This window comes from Rhodococcus sp. IEGM 1370, assembly GCF_033142325.1.
Lineage (GTDB): Bacteria > Actinomycetota > Actinomycetes > Mycobacteriales > Mycobacteriaceae > Rhodococcoides.
On record NZ_JAWLRY010000026.1, the window covers coordinates 43,309 to 62,554 of the forward strand.

Genomic DNA, 19,246 nt, shown 5'->3' on the forward strand with positions numbered 1-19,246 from the left:
TACCGAGACGTTATGGTTCTTCACGATCCGCCATCCGCCGAATGTGAGGAAGCCACAGTGACCGAATCGGCAGTGCCCGGCAGTCCGTCGAAGTCCAAGACGTCCGGCAATGATCGCGGTGACCTCATCGGGGTCGGTGGCATGTGGCTGGCCAAGTGGTCGCTGATCCTCATTGCGATCGCAGCCGGTGCGTGGGTGTTGGGTTGGCTGATCGGGCAGTTCTGGGTGATCCTGCTGCCGGTCCTGCTCGCCGTGATCGTCGCGACGGTGCTGTGGCCGCCGGCGAAGCTGATGATGCGTCTGGGATTTCCTCCGGCCCTGGCCTCGTCGGTATCGCTCGTGGTGTTCTTCGTCGTCATCGGCGGCATCATCACCTTGATCGTTCCGTCGGTCGCCGAGCAGGCTCCCGAGTTGGTCGACCAGGCATCGGGCGGTATCGCGCAGGTTCAGGACTGGTTGAAGGGGCCGCCGCTGAACATCGGCGACGACCAGATCGACTCGGCCGTGTCGGCGATCGTGTCGCGGCTACAGGACAGCGGGGAGGTCATCGCCACCGGCGTGTTCACCGGCGTGTCCGCCGCCGGCTCGCTGTTGGTCACTCTGGCGTTGGTGTTGGTGTTGACGTTCTTCTTCGTCAAGGATGGACCGAAGTTCCTGCCGTGGTTGCACGGGTTCTCCGGTGGCCGCGCCGGAACTCATCTGGGCGAGGTGCTCTCACGGATGTGGGCGACCCTCGGCGGATTCATCCGAACTCAGGCCATCGTCAGTTTCATCGACGCATTCTTCATCGGTCTCGGACTGGTCATTCTCGGCGTTCCGCTGGCGCTGGTGCTGGCGACCCTGACGTTCATCGGTGGCTTCATTCCGATCGTCGGAGCGTTCGTCGCCGGCGCACTCGCTGTGCTGGTGGCCCTGGTTGCGAACGGGCTGACCACTGCACTGATCGTGCTCGCCATCATCGTCGCGGTACAGCAGTTGGAAGGCAATGTGCTGCAGCCCATTCTGCAGAGCCGCAGCATGAACCTGCATCCGGCGATCGTGCTGCTCGCCGTGACGGCAGGCAGCTCACTGTTCGGCATCATCGGCGCGTTCCTGGCCGTCCCGGCCGCGGCGGTTGCGGCCGTGCTGATCCGGTACCTGTCCGAGCAGATCGATGCGCGCTCGAACGAACCGGACCAGGACGAGCTAGAGGACAGAATCCCGCCGCCCGACGGGTTGACCGAGGAGCAGGCCGGCCTCGACGAGGAGAAGAACTCCGACAAGAAGGACTCGGGTCAGGAAGCCACTACCTGAAGCGTGGATCCGGTGCGCTCCCGCTTGACGTAGAGGCGACTGGGAATGCGCTGACGCATCTCGTCGACGTGACTGACGACGCCGACGACGCGTCCGCCCGCACGTAGTTCGTCGAGAACCGCCATCACCGATTCGAGGGTGTCGGCGTCGAGCGTGCCGAATCCTTCGTCGATGAACATGGTGTCGAGGACGACGCCACCGGATTCGGCAGCCACGACATCGGCGAGGCCCAACGCGAGCGAGAGCGACGCGAGAAATGCCTCACCGCCCGACAGTGTCTTGGCCGAGCGCACCACACCGGTGTAGTCGTCCCTGATGTCCAGTCCGAGACCGCCCCGTTTGCCGCGGACGCCTGCCTCGTCGGAGTGCACGAATTCGTATCGTCCCGAAGACATTCGACGCAGCCGCGCGGATGCGGACTCGGCGACATCCTCGAGTCGAGACGCGAGGACGTACGAACGCAACGACATCTTGCGTGCATTCTGTCCCCGGCCTGCCACCACGTCCGCCAGGTTGGCGAGCTCGTCGAATTCCGCACGTTGCGGCGCGATGGCCTGGGCCGCGGTGAACAATTCGGCGATCAACCGTTCCAGATCGTCTGCGCGCCTTCGACATTCCGCCACCGCCGCAGCGGCGACCCTGACTTCGTCGTCCATCTCGGCGCACGCCTGCTCCAGCGGGGCCAGATCCACCGGCGGCCGACCGGCCACGTCCACGATGGTGGGCTCGCGCAGCACGTGCTCGGCATGCGCACGCGTCTCCTCGGCGATACGCAGCTCGGTCTCGATCTGCTCGACGCGGTCTGCGGTCAGCACTGCCCCGGCGGCGGCGTCGACGGACTCGAAGTTCGACGCCTCCACCCCACGGTCCAGTTCTGCTGCCAGCGCATCGGCCCGCGCAGTGGCGTCGAGCCAGGCGATGCGCGCTTCCTGAATACGCCGGGCACCGTCGATCAACGCTTCTCGCTCCGCGATTCGGTCTGCCAGCGACGCACCCTCGTCCACTTCCTCGGCCACCGACGCACGCATCTGCGTCAGCGATTCCTCGGTGGCCGCGATGCGCTCGTCCACGGCACTCCGCGAGGCAACCAGGTCGTGGAGCGTGACCGTCAGCGCGTCCGACTCGCTCCGCAGGCGATCGAGCTCTGCGGATGCCGGTTTTACATCGGCGGCACGCGCACGGGCGTCCTGCACTGCGGTGGTTGCGGCATCGAGCGTCTGGGCCAGCTCTGCAGCGGAGGCCCCACCGGTGCGGTCGTGCAGCAGATCCACGTCCCGTTGCGCTCGAGCAACAACCGCGACCGCCTGATCGAGCACGCCAGCGGCCTTGCGTTCTGCGGCAGCGGCCTTGTCTTCCTGTGCCTTGGTCACCGTCGACGTCGACGCTGCAGCAGGATGCGGGTGCACCTCCGATCCGCACACGACGCACGGCTCGCCCGCCTCCAGACGGGCCGCCAGCTCGGCGGCCATCCCGTCGAGGCGTCTCTCACGGAGATCGAGCAGGTGCTCCCGGGCGGTGTTGTGCGCTGCCCGAGCGCTGTCGCGGGCACGTTCGGCCTCGGCCAGAGTCGCGCGTGTGCGTACCAGTTCGAGAGCGGACTCGGCTGCCGCGCGGGCCCGACTGCAGCGCTCCTCTAGGCCCGGCAACTCCGCCACAGCCGAGGCGGCTCGTGCCATCCGTGATTCGACAGCTGCGATCTTCTCGGGCATCGAGGCCTGCGATTGCACGGTGCGTTCGATCGCCGCTGCGGTAGTACGTTGCTGCGCACGATATTCGACGAGGGTGCCGTCGAGTCGGTCGGCCTCGCGAGCGAGACCGAGCAGCGACTGCAACCGCGCGACGTCGGTGGTCCAGTCACGCACGAACTGTGCAACGACCGTGCGCTCGTCCGACGGATCCGCCGGCGCGGGTGGCCAGTGCAACGCAGCGTGAAAGCGTCGCCCCTCCGCCGTTGCCGGCAGCGCACGCTCCGCCGCCGCGAGTGAGGAGGTCGCGGCCTCGGTGGTCCGGCGGGCGAGACGGAGGTCTGCGGCAGTGGCCGCGATCGGTCCGGCGGCAGCGGAATCGGCGAGCTCGGTTCTGCGCGCAGCTCGCGCCGTGTCGCCCTCCCGATACTGCACGAGCTGCGCCTCGGCGAGAGCCCGACGACGCTGCAGATCGAGAACGGTGGTGGCCTTCGTCAGAGCTGCCGACGCACGCCGAGCTGCCGCGTCGATCAGCACCGCCCGACCTTGTGCGAGAGTCCGATTCTGCCGGGCATCGGCCAGGACGTCGGCCGCCCACTCGAGCGGGTCCGGCTGCTCGCCGTCCTCGCCCGCGGGCTCGGGTATCCCCGATGCCTGCGACACCCGGCCGAGCATGATGTCGATGGCGTGGTGAGCGTCGGCGAGTTCGGCGGCCAGCTCCCGGCGGCGCTGCGCGAACCATTCTTCGACATCTCCGAATCGGCCTGTGTCGAAGAGCCTTTCGAGCAGATTGCCGCGTTCGTCGCTGTCGGCTCGGAGGAATCGCGCGAATTCACCCTGCGGCAACAGCACCACCTGGAAGAACTGGTCGGCACTCATTCCGAGCAGCGCGTTGACGGCGTCACCGATCTCGTTGAGCCGGGTGAGGTTCTGCCCGCGGCCGTCGAGCCAGGTGAGACTGGCTTTGGCGTGCTGCTTGGTGGTGCCCGTGCTGCGGAGCTTGGGCCGCAGGAACTCCGGACTGCGCACTATTCTGATGCGTCGCCCAGCGAGTGTCGCCTCCAACGTGACCTGTGGCACCGCGCCTTTGGCTGCGTGATCGGACAGCAATCGCTTGCCCTCGCGACGAGCTCCGGGCACTGTTCCGTACAGCGCGAACGCCACGGCATCGAGCACCGTCGTCTTGCCTGCTCCGGTCTGTCCGTGCAACAGGAAGAGCCCGTCGGCTCCCAGTGCGTCGAAGTCCACCGTCTCGGTGCCCGCGAAGGGGCCGAAGGCGGTGATCTCGAGTGAATGCAGTCTCATGCAGCACCGCGGTCGGCGGTGGTGGCCGTCCCGCGGATGGCCTCGGTCTCGCGATGCACGGAGGCCAGCGCGCGAGCCAGGAGTGCGGACTCCGCTGCCGTCGGCACGCTGCGCATGTCCGTCACGAACGAGGTGGCGATGTCGAGATCGCTACGGCCGCGCACACGGTCGCGGTAACGAAGCTCGCCGGATCCCTCCGGGCGACGCCATTCCAAGTGGATCGCGTGCGGGAAACGCTGCTGCAACAAGCGCATTGCGTCGACCGGGCGTACCTCGTCGGTGAGCACGGCGGAGACGTAATGATCCTCGAACTCGCAATGCGCTGTGTCCGTTGTCAATTGCTCGACCGTGCCTTCGATGCGGGCGAGTCCGCGTACCACCGGCAGGTCGACTCGCTCGACGGTGCCGAGCCCGTTCGCGTCGAGATCGAGAATCCATACCGCCTTGCGATGCGACCGCTCACCGAAGGAATAGGGCAGAGGGGAACCGGAGTACCGCACTCGATCGGTGAGGGTCTGGGGCGAATGCAGGTGCCCGAGCGCCACGTAGTCGACCCCGTCGAACGCCGACGCAGGCGCAGTTTCGATACCGCCGGAGGAAATCGACCGCTCCGAGCCGGTCGCCTCACCGCCGACGATGAACGCGTGCGCGAGTACGACCGAGCGATGATGTTGTCCCGCTTCGTTTCTCGTCGCGAGATCACCCCGGATCCGATCCATGGCAGCGCTGAGAACCTCTGCGTGCGTCCGCGCGGTGGGAACGTCGAGCTCGGCCCGCGTCGTCTCGGGCTCGAGGTAGGGAATGCCGTAGAACGCAACGCAGCCGTGCTCGTCCTCGATGACGACCGGGGTGGCGACATCGCCCACCCGCGTCATCAGATGCAACCCTCCCGCCGAGGCGAACGCGGCACCCGCGCCCAGCCGCGCGGGTGAATCGTGGTTTCCCGACGTCGCGACGATCACCGCGCCTGCCGCTCTGATCGCCTCGAGTCCGCGGTTGCAGACCAGGACGGCATCGGCACTGGGAACAGCGCGATCGTAGATATCGCCCGGCACCACCACCACATCGATCGATTGCGCCGCAACCAGTTCCGCGATGGACTCCAGCACAGCGCCCTGATCGGCCAACAGGTCGACACCGTGAAAGGTGCGACCGATGTGCCAGTCCGAGGTGTGCAGAATTCTCATGCGTTCGACGCTATCGGGAACCACCGACAAACTCCTCGAGGTGCCTCGGCCTGTCGGACGTGAGCTGCGGTGCACGCCGTCGCGAACCGAAGTTGTCGGTGCCGTCCTGCATCATCTGGTCCATGAACATTCTCACCGCGTTCGGCCTGCTCGTCGCTCTCGGTATCGGTGCGGTCGTCGGCTGGTTGTTGCACGCCTCGCGGGTGGGCGATCGTGCCGTTCGAGCCGAAGCCCAACTGGCCGCGCTCCGCGAGCACGAGGGCATGCTTCGGCAGTCGTTGAGCGCGGTCAACGAGGATTCTGCGCGACGCAATTCGACCGTGATCGGCCAGCAGGTCTCACACCTGGTCGAGCCGCTGCACGACGCCGTCGATGCGCTTTCCGAGCACGTGCGCCAGGTCGAGCACAATCGCATTCGGGCGTACGCGGGATTGTCCGAGCAGGTCACCGGGATGCATCGGGCGTCGATGCATCTGTCCACCCAGACCGGTCAGCTGGTCACGGCATTGCGTGCACCGCAGATCCGGGGCCGGTGGGGCGAGATCCAGCTCGAGCGGGTCGTCGAGCTCGCGGGCATGGTCAAGCACTGCGATTTCGACACGCAGGTGAGCAAGGACGGCATCCGACCCGACATGATCGTCCGTCTCGCCGGCGGTCGACAGATCGTCGTCGACGCCAAAGTGCCGTTCGCGGCGTACCTCGATGCCGCCCAGGACGAGGATCCCGCCGCGCGGGAGAAGAATCTGCGACGCCACGCCAAGCAACTGCGCACCCACATCGACCAACTGGCCGACAAGGCGTACTGGCAGGCGTTCGAGCCGACGCCGGAGTTCGTCGTGCTGTTCGTTCCCGGCGACCCGTTTCTCGACGCGGCCCTGACCTCGGACACTGGCCTGCTCGAGTACGCCTTCGGCCGGAACGTGATCCTGGCCACCCCGACCACCCTGGTCGCGCTACTTCGAACCGTTGCCTACACGTGGAAGCAGGAGTCACTGGCCGAGGACGCTGCGCGCATCCAGCAACTGGGACGCGAGCTGTACACGCGCATCGGTGTCGTCTCGACACACCTGGACAAGCTCGGTGCCCACCTCGGCAAAGCCGTGGAATCCTTCAATTCCACCGTCGGGTCCGTCGATACCCGGGTGAGCGTGACGGCGAGAAAGCTGCACGAGCTCAAGCTGTTCGACGCCGATCCGGTGGACATCGCCCGAGTGGACGAGCGACCCAAACTGTCCGATTCGTCCCGCTACCGGCACGACTTCGGTCATGTCAGCGATGCAGTGGGCTGAACAACGGCTAACCTCGGGGGGTGTCTACCTCCCAACGTGCCCGCTCCGGGGTACCGCTGGATCACCGATCCATCCTCGCGACCCTGCCCGGCGTTCCCGCATGGGGTGCCGTCGCGATCGCCGCGGGACTGACCTTTCTCGGATTCCTGATCGATGCCGCACGCGGTACCGAACTGACCGGTGCGTTCGCGTTCATGTACGTCCTCGGCTGCATCGCCGGCGTCCTCCTGGTCCGCTTCCGCGGACTGTTCACCGCGATGGTGCAAGCCCCGCTGATCCTGTTCGTGGCCGTGCCGCTGTCGTACCAGTACTTCACCGACAACGCAGGCACCAGCCTCAAGGACATCATCCTCAACGTGGCCATTCCGCTGGTCAACCGGTTTCCGCTGATGTTACTCGGCACCCTGGTCGCCGTCGGACTCGGAGTTTTGCGCATCGTGCTCAAACGGCAGAACACGCATGCCCCCGCTGTGCGACGCAGCCCGAAGCCCAGCGACGACAAGCCCACCAGAGCACAGCGTCGGGCACAGGAAGAGCGCCCCGAACGCTCCCGCAGGCGAGCAGCCGCAGCCGATCGCAGCACCGACTCCGCGGCCGAGGCGACCGACATCGTGCCCGGGCCGTACGTCGGTCGCAGAAGCACTGATCCTCGCCCGCGTTCGACCCCTCGCACCGGCTCTCGTGCTGCGGCAGATCCCACCGTGAGCCCCCGGCGATCGGCTACCCCGACCTCGGCACCGCAGACTCGATACTCCGCCGACGCCCCGCGTCAGGACCACAAGCCAGAGCACCAGAAGCCCGAATATCCACGAACGCAGTATCCGCAGGCAGAGTCACGTGATGCCCGGCGGCCGCAACCGTCCGAGTCGCGTTACGCGCCGGAGCCTCGCTACTCGGCAGAGCCGCGGTATTCGACCGAACCTCGTCGCGAACGATCGACTCGGGTCAACGCTCCGCGAGAGGCTGCCGATCCGTACGGCACCGGAGCTCGGCCGGTCGTGACTCCTCGGACGAGCGCCCCCGCCGGCCCCGCTGCCACCGACTACACCGCCGGAAACAGCCAGGGCAGCCATTCTCTGCCTGACCCGCGCCGGGACGACATTCCCCCGCACCCGGTGCCGAAGGTTCGCTACCGCGACCGTCACAGCGACTAGCCCGAACGAGAAACGCCCCGTACAGGAATTCCTGTACGGGGCGTGAACTCTTTTCCCGCTGCTAGCGGGCTGGGCGCAGCTCGCGAGGCAGGGAGAACACCAGGGTCTCGTTGGCCGTGGTGACCGGCTGTACGTCGGCGTAGCCGTGCTCGGCGAACAGTTCGATGACGCCCTGCACCAGGATCTCCGGTACGGATGCACCCGAGGTGATGCCGATCGTCTCGACCCCGTCGAGCCAGGCCAGGTCGATTTCCTTGGCGTAGTCGACGAGGTAGCTCGCCCGCGCACCCGCGCCCAGGGCAACCTCGACCAACCGCACCGAGTTAGAGGAGTTCCTCGAACCGACGACGATCACCAGATCGCATTCCGGTGCCATCGCCTTCACCGCGACCTGACGGTTCTGCGTGGCGTAGCAGATGTCGTCGCTCGGCGGGTCCTGGAGTGTCGGGAAGCGCTCGCGCAACTTGGCGACCGTCATCATGGTCTCGTCGACGCTCAGCGTGGTCTGGGACAGCCAGATGACCTTGCTCTCGTCACGGACGGTGACGTTGGCGACCGAGTCGGGGCCGTCCACCAGCTGAATGTGCTCGGGTGCCTCGCCCGCGGTGCCCTCGACCTCCTCGTGGCCCTCGTGGCCGATGAGCAGGATGTCGTAGTCGTCGCGAGCGAAGCGCTTGGCTTCCTGGTGCACCTTGGTCACCAACGGGCAGGTGGCGTCGATCGTGCGCAGGTTCCGCTCGGCCGCGGAAGTGTGCACGGCGGGTGAGACGCCGTGCGCGGAGAACACGAGCAGCGATCCCTCGGGCACCTCGTCGGTCTCTTCCACGAACACCGCGCCGCGATCGGACAACGTCTCGACCACGTGCTTGTTGTGCACGATCTCCTTGCGCACGTACACCGGCGCACCGTGCTGCTCCAGCGCTTTCTCGACGGTCTCGACCGCGCGATCGACACCCGCGCAATAGCCCCGCGGCTCCGCGAGCAGCACTCGCTTACCCCCCGCGTACGAGGACTTACCCGTACCGGCGGACTGTGCAATACCAAGATTCAGTGGAACAGCCGAAGACATACCTCCCAGGATACGTGCACCGAGCTCGCCTGCCTCGTTTCCATGTCCTCCGGCCCCGGCTGCAACGGGTCGTACAGCCTGTCGGCTACCCAAAGTTCACCGTTTCGGGCAGTCTGGTGGGCATGACTCGAGTCCCCTTCGCAGCGCGTGTGGCTGCAGGCGTCGCCGTGACCGTCGTGGAAGAGGCTCGCAAGCTTCCCGGTTCCGCTCTGATGCTGCCGATGACGGTCGTCAGCGAAGCGCTGGCCCGCGGGATGCGATTTCAGCAGCAGGTGACGGCGTTGGCCATCAAGGGCGATCTGATCATCGCGAGCTTGCCGGTGATCGGGACCCCGACCGAGGAGCAGCCCTCCTGGGCCAGCTTCGACGAGGACGAAGACGACGTCTTCGACGCCCCGGTCGTCACCGACGACGTCGACGTGCCCGACGCCCCCGTGGCCGAGCCGGTCGCGGCGAACGGCCGCTTCGCGCTGTACTCGACGCCTCCGCTGGACGAGCCGGTGCAGGACACCTCGGCCAAGCGCGCCCCCTCCGTCGACAAGCCCGAGATCGTCGAGATGATCGACTTCGACACCCTCGCCCTTGCCCAGCTGCGCGCACGCCTGCGCACGCTCTCGATCGAAGACCTCGAAACTCTGCTGGACTACGAGAACGACACGCTCGCCCGCGCACCGTTCCAGACCATGTTGGCCAACCGCATCACCACCGCCAAGGCCAAGTGAGCACTCCCTCAACCCAGTCCGGTCCCACCCAGCCAGGCTCGAGCACCGCCGAACAGCCGTGGCCGGTGCGTACCGTCGCCATGAAGGTGGCGGGCTGGATCGACAAGCTCGGCTCCATCTGGGTGGAGGGCCAGCTCACGCAGATCAATGCGCGTCCCGGCACGAGGACGGCGTTTCTGACGCTGCGTGATCCGTCGGCCGACATGTCGTTGTCGGTGACGTGCTCGCCGCAATTGCTCGACCGCTCTCCGGTTCCGTTGACCGAGGGTGCGCGCGTCATCCTCTACGGCAAGCTGTCGTTCTTCACCGGCCGCGGAACCATTTCGTTGCGCGCCACGGACATTCGCGCGGTGGGCGTCGGCGAACTGTTGGCCCGCATCGAGCGGCTCAGAGCGCTGCTCGCCGCGGAGGGGTTGTTCGACCCACGCCTCAAGCGCCCGTTGCCGTTTCTGCCGGGCACCATCGGCCTGATCACTGCGCGCGCCAGCGCAGCCGAGAAGGACGTGCTCACCGTCGCGCAGAGGCGTTGGCCCGCGGTGCGATTCGAGGTTCGCAACACTCCGGTCCAGGGGCCGCAGTCGGTGCCGGCGATTCTGGATGCGCTGAGAGATCTGGACGACGACCCCAGCGTCGATGTCATCATCCTCGCCCGCGGCGGCGGAAGCGTCGAGGATCTGCTGCCGTTCTCGGACGAGGCCCTGTGCCGCGCCATCTCGCGCGCCACCACGCCGATCGTCAGTGCCATCGGCCACGAGCCCGACAGCCCACTGAGCGATCACGTCGCGGACCTGCGCGCCGCAACCCCAACCGACGCCGCCAAACTCGTGGTGCCCGACGCCGTCGCCGAACAAGCTCTGGTCTCGGAGTTGAAGTCGAGAAGTGCTGCAGCGCTGCGCAATTGGGTCGAGCGCGAGGCACGCGGACTGGACATGCTCCGACACCGGCCGGTACTGGCGGACCCGTTGGCCTCGCTCGAGCAACGCCGCGAGGAGGTTCGACGTCTGCTGGAGGCGGCGCGACGCGACGTGCAACGCGAACTCACCACCCAGGACACGCTCGTCGAACATCTGCGGGCCAGGCTGTCGACGCTGGGGCCTGCTGCCACACTTGCTCGGGGCTATGCCGTCGTACAGCGGGTGGTTGCGGGTTCGGATCCCGAGGTTCTGCGTTCGGTCGAGGACGCGCCACCGGGTACACAGATCAGAGTGCGCGTGGCCGACGGTGCCGTCACCGCCGCAGTCATGGGGCGAGTCAAATGACAGAAGGAGTACGTATGAGCGAGAACGAAGACAAGCCGGTATCGGAACTGGGCTACGAAGAGGCCAGGGACGAACTGGTGGGCGTGGTGAAGATCCTCGAGCAGGGCGGACTCGATCTCGACGCCTCCCTGGCCCTGTGGGAGCGCGGAGAGCAGCTGGCCACCCGCTGTGAGGAGCAGCTCGCCGGAGCCCGCAAGCGGATCGAGACCGCGCTCGCGAGCACCGAGAAGGACAGCTAGGGCTCCAGCGGTTCGGCGACCTCGAGGGCCTCGGCGAGCGTGGTGAAGTCTGCGTCGTTCGCGGTACCGCCCAGCAGGATTCGCACATCGCCGAAGTCCGAGACCCAGTACTTCCGCGAACCTTCCTCGCCGTAGACGACCCAATCTCGACCCGACACGTTCTGCGCGCCCGACGCGTACACCGTCTCGTCGCCGGCCACGAAGGGAACCAACACTTCCTCGACGGCGCTGGTCTGGGTCAGCTGCAGATACGCACCCGATCCGGTGATGTACCCGACAGTCGACACAGGTCCGCCGTTGTCGCCGGAGATCGTCGGACGACTGCCCGAGTTGGGCGTCCAATCCTCAGGAACAGCCGGATTACGCACCGGAAAGCCGATTTCCGACGCGTCGTACTGCAACGCGGTGTCCACGTCGAAGTTGGGGATGGGCCCCTGCTGGGGCCCGCCGGGGCTCAGCGAGCACTGACTGGCGATGCCCGCAATCAACAAACACGCGATGACCAGCGGAATGAGCGACCACACCATGTCGCGACTGTTGTTGAGAATCCGAGGTTTGCTGTTCGCCACCCCACCAGTATCCCCTCTGCGCAGCAGTGCTCGGTCGGCGCGTGCCTCACAGACCACCCGACCCCACGGCAGGCATCACAGAAGTGAGATAATCGCGCCTGGGTAACACCCCACCAACCAGGAGGCTACAAACCGATGACGGCCAGCACCGAGTCCACTCGCGCCATGGCGCCAGATCGCAACCTCGCACTCGAACTCGTACGCGTCACCGAGGCCGGTGCGCTCGCCTCGGGTCGCTGGGTCGGTCGCGGCGACAAGGAAGGTGGCGACGGAGCAGCAGTCGACGCCATGCGTCAGTTGGTCAGCTCGGTCTCGATGCGCGGCGTCGTCGTCATCGGCGAGGGCGAGAAGGACGAAGCGCCGATGCTCTACAACGGCGAACAGGTCGGCAACGGCAACGGCCCCGAGGTCGACTTCGCCGTCGACCCCGTCGACGGCACCACGTTGATGGCCAAGGGCATGCCCAACGCCATCTCGGTTCTCGCCGTCGCCGAGCGCGGCGCGATGTTCGATCCGTCCGCCGTCTTCTACATGAAGAAGATCGCCGTCGGACCCGACTTCGCCGACGTCATCGACATCACCGCACCGGTCGCGGAGAACATCGCCCGCGTCGCCAAGATCAAGAAGGGATCCACCTCCGACGTCACGGTGTGCATCCTCGACCGCCCCCGTCACGCCGAGCTGATCCAGCAGGTGCGCGACACCGGCGCTCGCATTCGACTGATCTCCGACGGCGACGTCGCCGGTGCCATCGCCGCCGCGCGTCCCACCTCCCCCATCGACATCCTCATGGGTACCGGTGGAACTCCCGAGGGCATCATCGCCGCGGCCGCCATGCGCTGCATGGGTGGCGCGCACCAGGGCATGCTGGCTCCGACCGACGACGACGAACGCCAGAAGGCGATCGACGCAGGACACGATCTCGATCGCGTCCTGTCCACCGAAGACCTGGTCTCGGGAGAGAACGTCTTCTTCACCGCCACCGGCGTCACCGACGGCGACCTGCTCCAGGGCGTCCGATACTCGGGCGGCGGCGCGCACACGCAGTCCATCGTGATGCGCTCGAAGTCCGGCACCGTCCGCATGATCGACGCGTACCACCAGCTCAACAAGCTCAAGGAGTACTCGACCATCGACTTCGACGGCGACACCTCCGGCGCCATCCCGTCCTTCTGACCGTCCGCTCGACGAAGTTTCCGCTCCCCTACCGAGGCAAGAGGTCAATGACAGAGAACGAACAGCAGTTCCGGATCGAGCACGACACCATGGGAGAGGTTCGCGTTCCCATCGATGCGCTCTGGCGTGCCCAGACGCAGCGTGCGGTGGAGAACTTCCCCATCTCCGGCCGTCCGCTCGAACGCACTCAGATTCGCGCGATGGGTCTGCTCAAGGCAGCCTGCGCGCAGGTCAACAAGGATCTCGGTCTGCTCGACGGCGCACTGGCCGACGCGATCATCGCCGCTGCCACCGAGATCGCCGACGGCAAGCACGACGACCAGTTCCCGATCGACGTCTTCCAGACCGGCTCGGGCACCAGCTCGAACATGAACGCCAACGAGGTCATCGCGTCGATCGCGAAGGCGGCCGGCGTCGAAGTACACCCCAACGACCACGTGAACATGTCGCAGTCCTCCAACGACACGTTCCCGACGGCCACTCACGTCGCCGCCACCGAGGCCGCCGTGACGTCGCTCGTGCCCGCACTGCGCCACCTCCACGAGGCTCTCGTGGTGAAGGCCACCGAGTGGAAGCACGTCGTGAAGTCCGGCCGCACCCACCTCATGGACGCCGTTCCGGTCACCCTCGGTCAGGAATTCGGCGGCTACGCCCGTCAGATCGAAGCAGGCATCGAACGCGTCGAGGCCACCCTGCCGCGCCTCGGTGAACTGCCCATCGGCGGCACCGCCGTCGGCACCGGCCTCAACGCACCCGACGGCTTCGGCCCGAAAGTCGTTGCAGCACTGGTTGCGTCGACCGGAATCGACGCACTCACCGCAGCCAAGGATTCGTTCGAGGCACAGGCTGCACGCGACGGACTCGTCGAGGCATCGGGCGCACTGCGCACCATCGCGGTCTCACTGACCAAGATTGCCAACGACATTCGCTGGATGGGATCGGGACCGCTCACCGGACTCGGCGAGATTACCCTCCCCGACCTGCAGCCCGGTAGCTCCATCATGCCCGGCAAGGTCAATCCCGTTCTGCCCGAGGCTGTTACGCAGGTCGCGGCTCAGGTCATCGGCAACGACGCCGCAGTCGCATTCGGCGGCGCGTCGGGCGCATTCGAGCTCAACGTGTACATCCCGATGATGGCGCGCAACGTGCTCGAGTCGTTCAAGCTGCTCGCCAACGTCTCGGTCCTGTTCGCCGACAAGTGTGTCGTCGGCCTCGAAGCCAACGTCGAGCACCTCAAGACCCTCGCCGAGTCCTCGCCGTCCATCGTGACGCCGCTGAACTCCGCGATCGGCTACGAGGAAGCTGCCGCCGTCGCCAAGCAGGCACTCAAGGAGAAGAAGACGATCCGTCAGACGGTCATCGACCGCGGACTGATCGGCGACAAGCTCAGCGAAGCAGAACTGGACAAGCGCCTCGACGTCCTCGCCATGGCGAAGGTCAAGGACTAGCTTTCCCGTTCGCCCCGCCGGACCCCCGAACGCGTGAATGGTCCATTGCACCGCCGAGACGTGTGCAATGGACCATTCACGCTTTCGAAAGGGGCCGAACCTCAAGCCAGGTGAGCGAGTTCCTCGCGTGCCTTCAGGCCGTCCTCGCCCAGATCGGTGCGGTCGAAGATCTTCCAGCCTGCGAGCAGCGGCTTGAACACCTTGTCGCGTTCCTGGTCGGCGTCGTAGATTCCGGCTTCGGCGAGCGCGGCGGTGCTGCTGCCGCGGTCCGGAAGGTTGACCTCGGGAATCTTGAAGCCGTTGATCCGGTCCGCGATGGCGCGAGCGGCCTGATCGGGCACCACGGCGAATGCCTCGTCGAGGATGCTGGCGAAGAATGCCGACTGCAGCGCGTCGTCGTCGGCGATCCGGCCGAGGATGGTGGCGAGCACCGGATCCTTGCCGAGGGCGATGGTGTTGCGGTTGCGCAGCGAGGCTGCGGCCTCCTCGATGGCGAAATGCGCGAGGATGTCGAGCAGATGCTGGCTGGGGGCGTCGTATCCGAGCGTCATGTGCTCCATCCGAACGCGCTCGAGGGCGACCGGATCGACTGCGCGGGTCAGCACCAGGAAATTGCGCAACACGATCGACTGTCGGTTCTCCTCCGACGTCCATCGGCCGGTCCACTTCCACCAGGCTCCGAGACCGGTGAGGGCGTGGGCCAATTCGCGGTGGTACGCGGGCAGGTTGTCGGCCACCAACACGCCGACCGTGGCGGACAGGATTTCGACATCACTGAGGTGCGACTGCTCCGGCGTCCAGTCCTCGCCGCCGAGGAACGCGAAGTTCTTACCCTCGTCGAACGGCGCGAGATCGTGGGGATGCCAGTCGCTGGCTGCCTCGATGTGGCGTCGTAGATTCTCTTCGACCGCGGGCTCCAAACGGACCAGCAGATCACCGTCGGACAGGTTCGTAGACATGCGGTAACCGTAGCGCCTACGCCCGAGCGCCCGACGCCGTGCCCCTGACCATTGTGAATTCTCCCAATGCCAGGTCGTCGCGGGTCTATTCTCAGGTGCATCCAGTCATCGACGTGAGGGCTCCTCATGATGCGGTCGGGTCGAAATTTTCTGTGTCTTGCTGTCGTGTGCTCGATGGTCGTGCTGGTCGGGTGCTCGAACGACGCACCCGCCGCAGAAAGCCCGCCGACATCGGAGCCCGCGCCGCCCAGCGACCTCTCCCCCGGCCAGGTCGCAGGCGTCGATGTTCCGACCGGCGGCGTCGACGAGGCGGTCGGCAAGCTCGACGGCATCGCCGAGGAGCTGATGGCGTCGTCGAACATTCCCGGTATGGCCATCGCCGTCGTGCACGGCTCGGACGTCGTCTACTCGAAGGGCTTCGGCGTTCGCGAGGTGGGCAAGGACGACCCGATCGACGGTGACTCGGTGTTCCAGTTGGCCTCGTTGTCCAAATCGGTGGGTGCGACGGTCATCGCGTCCCAGGTGGGAGCGGGTGTGATCGACTGGTCGACGCCGGTGGTCTCGCAGTTGCCGTGGTTCGCGCTCGACGATCCCTGGGTGACGGAGAACATCACGGTCGGCGACTTCTACGCCCACCGAAGCGGGCTTCCCGAGCATGCCGGCGATCTGCTCGAGGACCTCGGCTACGACCGGCGCCAGGTTCTCGAACGCCTCAGGCAGGTGCCCCTCGACCCGTTCCGGTCGACGTACCACTACACCAACTTCGGAATCACGGCCGCGGCCGAGGCCGTCGCTGCGGCGTCGGGCAAGGACTGGGACACCCTCAGCCGGGACACGATCTACGGCCCGCTCGGCATGACCTCGACCAGCTCGTCGTTCGCGGACTACACCGCGCGGGCCGACCGGGCCGTACCTCACGTTCTCGTCGACGGTGAGTATCAGGCGAAGTATCAGCGGGAACCCGATGCACAGACCCCGGCCGGTGGCGTCAGCTCCTCGGTGAACGATCTCGCGAAGTGGCTGACGATGCTCGTGGCCGACGGCAACCACGACGGACGAGAGATCGTCGATCCCGACGCCCTCCTGCCCGCCGTCAGCGCGCAGATCGTGTCGAGTCCGTCGGCGACGCCGGACTCACGCGCCGGCTACTACGGGTACGGGTTCAACGTTTCCACCAGTGCGGCCGGCCGCACGACGGTCAGCCACTCGGGAGCGTTCGCGCTCGGGGCAGGCACCAACTTCCTGTGGATTCCGTCGCTCGACGTCGCCATCGTCATACTGACCAACGCCGCGCCCCTCGGTATCGCCGAAACGGTGACGGCCGAGTTCGCGGACCTCGTTCAGTTCGGTGAGGTGCGGGAGGACTGGCGAACGCTGTACACGAATGCGTTCGCCGGCATGAGCGAACCGGAAGGCGAGCTCGCGGGCAAGACCGCTCCCGCGAATCCCACTGCGCCACAACCTCTCGCGTCGTACACCGGGGTGTACCAGAACAGCTACTGGGGGCCGGCGACGGTAGCGGAGGTCAACGGTGAGTTGGTGTTGTCCCTCGGACCGAACTCGACGTCGTACGAGTTGTCGCCCTGGGACGGTGACACGTTCACGTTCGAGCCGACCGGCGAGAACGCGCCCGACGGAACCATTTCCCAGGCGATGTTCGACGCGAATACGCTGACACTCGAGTTCTTCGACGGCGATGGATTGGGGCGGTTCACGAAATGACCGAGACACAGCAGGCAACCGAGACCGTGCTGGATCTGTTCGACGCGTTGCGAAGTCGAGACACCGATCGCGCGATGTCTCTGCTCGACAACCGCATCGTCTGGCACAACGTCGGGTTGCCCAAGGTGCGCGGCCGCGCGAACGTGGGCAAGTTCATGGCGATGCTGGCCAAACCCGCGTTCGGCTTCGACGTGATCGTGCACAACATCGCCGCCGACGGGAATGTCGTGCTCACCGAGCGCACCGACGTTCTGATCTGGCGGCGACTCCGAATCGAGTTCTGGGTGTGCGGAACCTTCGAGCTGCGCGACGGCAGAATAGCCGTGTGGCGGGACTACTTCGACACCGTCGACTTCCTGAAAGGCGTTGTGCGAGGTAGCTTCCGGGTCGTCGTCGGCCGGTGACCCAGGTGAGCGGAACCTCGTAGTGGGCTACGAGGTTCCGCTCACGAGGGGGGTCAGGCTCCCGACGGGCCGAACTCTTCGAGCATTTCCGTCACCAGTGCAGCGATCGGTGAACGCTCGCTGCGGGTGAGGGTGATGTGCGCGAAAAGTGGGTGTCCCTTGAGCTTTTCGATCACTGCGGCAACGCCGTCGTGACGTCCGACGCGGAGGTTGTCTCGCTGAGCGACGTCGTGGGTGAGTACGACGCGTGAGCCCAAGCCCAGCCGGGACAGCACCGTCAGCAGCACGTTGCGCTCGAGTGACTGTGCCTCGTCGACGATGACGAAGGAGTCGTGCAGCGATCGACCGCGAATGTGCGTCAGCGGCAACACTTCCAGCATTCCGCGGGCGATGACCTCCTCCATCACCTCCGGGCTCGCGAGCCCTTCGAGGGTGTCGAAGACCGCCTGACCCCAGGGGCCCATCTTCTCGCTCTCGCTACCGGGGAGGTAGCCGAGCTCCTGGCCGCCGACGGCGTAGAGAGGCCGGAAGACAACGACTTTCCGATGCGAGCGACGTTCGAGAACGGCCTCGAGCCCTGCGGTCAGCGCCAGAGCGGACTTACCGGTGCCGGCCTTTCCGCCGAGCGAGACGATGCCGATGCTCTCGTCGAGCAGAAGATCCAGCGCCACGCGCTGTTCCGCCGAACGGCCATGCAGGCCGAACGCCTCACGCTCACCGCGAACGAGTTGGATCTGCTTGTCCGGCGTGACGCGCCCCAGCGCACTCTGCCGTCCGGCAAGCAGTCGAACTCCGGTGTGGCACGGCAGGTCTCGCGCCTCCGCCAGGTCGATGACACCGTCGTTGAACAGCGTGTCGACCGCGTCGGACGGTACGTCGAGCTCGGTCATGCCGGTCCAACCGGAGGGAACGACGTCGTGAGCGTGGTATTCGTCGGCGGGGAGACCGACAGCACCGGCCTTGACGCGCAACGGAATGTCTTTGCTGACCAACACCACGTCCTTGCCCTCGGCCGCCAGATTCAGGGCGCAGGCGAGGATACGAGAATCGTTGGAGTCGGTGCGGAATCCGACGGGAAGAACCGAAGGATCGGTGTGATTGAGCTCGACTTGCAATGTGCCACCGGAGGTTCCGATGGGAACCGGCTGGTCGAGTCGGCCGAACTCGACGCGCAGGTCGTCGAGCATGCGCAAGGATTCCCGCGCGAACCATCCCAGTTCGTGATGGTGGCGTTTGCCCTCCAACTCACTGATGACGATCAGCGGGAGTACCACATTGTGCTCGGCGAATCGGATGACTGCCCAAGGGTCCGACAGCAGGACCGAGGTATCGAGCACGAATGTCCGAAGAGGGGCGGAAACGGAGCGTGAAGTGGTCACGTGGGGCTCCTACGTCTGCGCGGCACCGCGCAAACTCTGTCGCTCGGCCGGTCGGGTCCGATGTGTCAGGTGACACGAGGACCGGGTACCGGCCCTCTCGCGCTCACTAGCTCAGTCACGTATCAGAACCTCCCGCACAGGTAGCTTCCCCGCTGCCTGTTACTGCCGACGGTACCGCCGAAATCCGGTATCGGCTCGCTGGAAGTCTGGCGTGTCGGTGAACAACGCGTTACGTCGACATCGCCCCAGGTCGCCGGCCGACCGGTGCCGAAAGTGCCCTCCCCCGGGGTGAATCAATGCGACTTCGTTGTGCACTGGTCCCCGTGGGTTGGACCGGTTAATGGAAATCCTAGGCCGCGAGGGCCTGGGCTCGGTATCGCACCGGGC

General features: G+C 66.2%; 16 protein-coding genes. 10 read left to right on the forward strand and 6 right to left on the reverse strand.

What is annotated here, in order from left to right; translation table 11 throughout:
• The first annotated feature begins 12 nt into the window (after nt 1-12).
• Nucleotides 13-1,293, forward strand: coding sequence for an AI-2E family transporter (locus R4P47_RS22720; RefSeq protein WP_411567378.1), 1,281 nt, complete (start codon nt 13-15; stop codon nt 1,291-1,293).
• Here the strand turns inward: R4P47_RS22720 and R4P47_RS22725 are convergent.
• Together R4P47_RS22725 and R4P47_RS22730 are read right to left on the reverse strand one after the other, a co-directional pair.
• Nucleotides 1,275-4,283, reverse strand: a complete 3,009-nt coding sequence (locus tag R4P47_RS22725; RefSeq protein ID WP_317548479.1) for an SMC family ATPase — start codon at nt 4,281-4,283, stop codon at nt 1,275-1,277. The genes R4P47_RS22720 and R4P47_RS22725 overlap by 19 nt on opposite strands.
• Complete coding sequence (locus R4P47_RS22730) at nt 4,280-5,470, reverse strand: exonuclease SbcCD subunit D (RefSeq protein ID WP_317785830.1); 1,191 nt, start codon at nt 5,468-5,470, stop codon at nt 4,280-4,282. The genes R4P47_RS22725 and R4P47_RS22730 overlap by 4 nt, the downstream gene beginning before the upstream one ends.
• A gap of 122 nt (nt 5,471-5,592) precedes the next feature.
• Here R4P47_RS22730 and R4P47_RS22735 point away from each other — a divergent pair, with 122 nt between their 5' ends.
• Nucleotides 5,593-6,759 carry a DNA recombination protein RmuC gene (locus tag R4P47_RS22735; protein ID WP_317785831.1) on the forward strand — a complete coding sequence of 389 codons (1,167 nt, stop codon included), beginning with the start codon at nt 5,593-5,595 and terminating at the stop codon, nt 6,757-6,759.
• Between the two features lie 20 nt (nt 6,760-6,779).
• Complete coding sequence (locus R4P47_RS22740; RefSeq protein ID WP_317785832.1) at nt 6,780-7,913, forward strand: DUF6542 domain-containing protein; 1,134 nt, start codon at nt 6,780-6,782, stop codon at nt 7,911-7,913.
• Nucleotides 7,914-7,974: 61 nt separating this feature from the next.
• Here R4P47_RS22740 and R4P47_RS22745 read toward each other — a convergent pair whose 3' ends face one another.
• A complete protein-coding gene (locus tag R4P47_RS22745; RefSeq protein WP_317785833.1) occupies nt 7,975-8,982 on the reverse strand; it encodes a 4-hydroxy-3-methylbut-2-enyl diphosphate reductase in 1,008 nt (335 codons plus the stop codon).
• Nucleotides 8,983-9,104: 122 nt separating this feature from the next.
• On the opposite strand from R4P47_RS22745, the gene R4P47_RS22750 reads away from it, so the two are divergent.
• The 3 genes from R4P47_RS22750 to R4P47_RS22760 are packed head-to-tail and all read left to right on the forward strand — an operon-like array spanning nt 9,105 to nt 11,202.
• Nucleotides 9,105-9,704 (forward strand): lipid droplet-associated protein, encoded by a 600-nt coding sequence (locus R4P47_RS22750; RefSeq protein ID WP_317785834.1) that lies wholly within the window; start codon nt 9,105-9,107, stop codon nt 9,702-9,704.
• Nucleotides 9,701-10,963 carry an exodeoxyribonuclease VII large subunit gene (xseA, locus tag R4P47_RS22755; RefSeq protein WP_411567379.1) on the forward strand — a complete coding sequence of 421 codons (1,263 nt, stop codon included), beginning with the start codon at nt 9,701-9,703 and terminating at the stop codon, nt 10,961-10,963. Before R4P47_RS22750 ends, xseA begins: the two co-directional genes overlap by 4 nt.
• Nucleotides 10,964-10,977: 14 nt before the next feature.
• The gene (locus R4P47_RS22760; RefSeq protein ID WP_068052858.1) at nt 10,978-11,202 is read left to right on the forward strand and encodes an exodeoxyribonuclease VII small subunit; all 225 of its coding nucleotides are present in this window, start codon (nt 10,978-10,980) and stop codon (nt 11,200-11,202) included.
• On the opposite strand, the gene R4P47_RS22765 is transcribed toward R4P47_RS22760, so the two are convergent.
• Nucleotides 11,199-11,771: a DUF4245 domain-containing protein gene (locus tag R4P47_RS22765; RefSeq protein WP_094641183.1), complete on the reverse strand. Its 573-nt coding sequence runs from the start codon at nt 11,769-11,771 to the stop codon at nt 11,199-11,201. The genes R4P47_RS22760 and R4P47_RS22765 overlap by 4 nt on opposite strands.
• 135 nt (nt 11,772-11,906) lie before the next feature.
• Here R4P47_RS22765 and glpX point away from each other — a divergent pair, with 135 nt between their 5' ends.
• Both glpX and R4P47_RS22775 read left to right on the forward strand, forming a co-directional pair.
• Nucleotides 11,907-12,947, forward strand: coding sequence for a class II fructose-bisphosphatase (glpX, locus tag R4P47_RS22770; protein WP_068052852.1), 1,041 nt, complete (start codon nt 11,907-11,909; stop codon nt 12,945-12,947).
• A 47-nt stretch (nt 12,948-12,994) separates the two neighbouring features.
• Complete coding sequence (locus R4P47_RS22775) at nt 12,995-14,395, forward strand: class II fumarate hydratase (RefSeq protein ID WP_094641182.1); 1,401 nt, start codon at nt 12,995-12,997, stop codon at nt 14,393-14,395.
• A gap of 101 nt (nt 14,396-14,496) precedes the next feature.
• Here the strand turns inward: R4P47_RS22775 and R4P47_RS22780 are convergent, their stop codons facing one another.
• The gene (locus R4P47_RS22780) at nt 14,497-15,354 is read right to left on the reverse strand and encodes an acyl-ACP desaturase (RefSeq protein WP_300524317.1); all 858 of its coding nucleotides are present in this window, start codon (nt 15,352-15,354) and stop codon (nt 14,497-14,499) included.
• A 129-nt stretch (nt 15,355-15,483) separates the two neighbouring features.
• Here R4P47_RS22780 and R4P47_RS22785 point away from each other — a divergent pair, with 129 nt between their 5' ends.
• A complete protein-coding gene (locus R4P47_RS22785) occupies nt 15,484-17,076 on the forward strand; it encodes a serine hydrolase (protein ID WP_411567380.1) in 1,593 nt (530 codons plus the stop codon).
• Complete coding sequence (locus R4P47_RS22790) at nt 17,073-17,480, forward strand: limonene-1,2-epoxide hydrolase family protein (RefSeq protein WP_317785836.1); 408 nt, start codon at nt 17,073-17,075, stop codon at nt 17,478-17,480. The genes R4P47_RS22785 and R4P47_RS22790 overlap by 4 nt, the downstream gene beginning before the upstream one ends.
• Before the next feature lie 53 nt (nt 17,481-17,533).
• Here the strand turns inward: R4P47_RS22790 and R4P47_RS22795 are convergent, their stop codons facing one another.
• Nucleotides 17,534-18,859 (reverse strand): PhoH family protein, encoded by a 1,326-nt coding sequence (locus R4P47_RS22795; RefSeq protein ID WP_317785837.1) that lies wholly within the window; start codon nt 18,857-18,859, stop codon nt 17,534-17,536.
• Nucleotides 18,860-19,246 lie beyond the last annotated feature (387 nt).

Excerpts from the sequence above, each read along its gene's own strand:
- R4P47_RS22750 (WP_317785834.1), top strand. The coding sequence starts at position 9,105 with ATGACTCGAGTCCCCTTCGCAGCGCGTGTGGCTGCAGGCGTCGCCGTG.
- R4P47_RS22775 (WP_094641182.1), top strand. The coding sequence starts at position 12,995 with ATGACAGAGAACGAACAGCAGTTCCGGATCGAGCACGACACCATGGGA.
- R4P47_RS22760 (WP_068052858.1), top strand. The coding sequence starts at position 10,978 with ATGAGCGAGAACGAAGACAAGCCGGTATCGGAACTGGGCTACGAAGAG.
- R4P47_RS22780 (WP_300524317.1), bottom strand. The coding sequence starts at position 15,354 with ATGTCTACGAACCTGTCCGACGGTGATCTGCTGGTCCGTTTGGAGCCC.
- R4P47_RS22790 (WP_317785836.1), top strand. The coding sequence starts at position 17,073 with ATGACCGAGACACAGCAGGCAACCGAGACCGTGCTGGATCTGTTCGAC.
- R4P47_RS22730 (WP_317785830.1), bottom strand. The coding sequence starts at position 5,470 with ATGAGAATTCTGCACACCTCGGACTGGCACATCGGTCGCACCTTTCAC.
- R4P47_RS22745 (WP_317785833.1), bottom strand. The coding sequence starts at position 8,982 with ATGTCTTCGGCTGTTCCACTGAATCTTGGTATTGCACAGTCCGCCGGT.
- R4P47_RS22725 (WP_317548479.1), bottom strand. The coding sequence starts at position 4,283 with ATGAGACTGCATTCACTCGAGATCACCGCCTTCGGCCCCTTCGCGGGC.
- glpX (WP_068052852.1), top strand. The coding sequence starts at position 11,907 with ATGACGGCCAGCACCGAGTCCACTCGCGCCATGGCGCCAGATCGCAAC.
- R4P47_RS22785 (WP_411567380.1), top strand. The coding sequence starts at position 15,484 with ATGCGGTCGGGTCGAAATTTTCTGTGTCTTGCTGTCGTGTGCTCGATG.
- R4P47_RS22735 (WP_317785831.1), top strand. The coding sequence starts at position 5,593 with ATGAACATTCTCACCGCGTTCGGCCTGCTCGTCGCTCTCGGTATCGGT.
- R4P47_RS22720 (WP_411567378.1), top strand. The coding sequence starts at position 13 with ATGGTTCTTCACGATCCGCCATCCGCCGAATGTGAGGAAGCCACAGTG.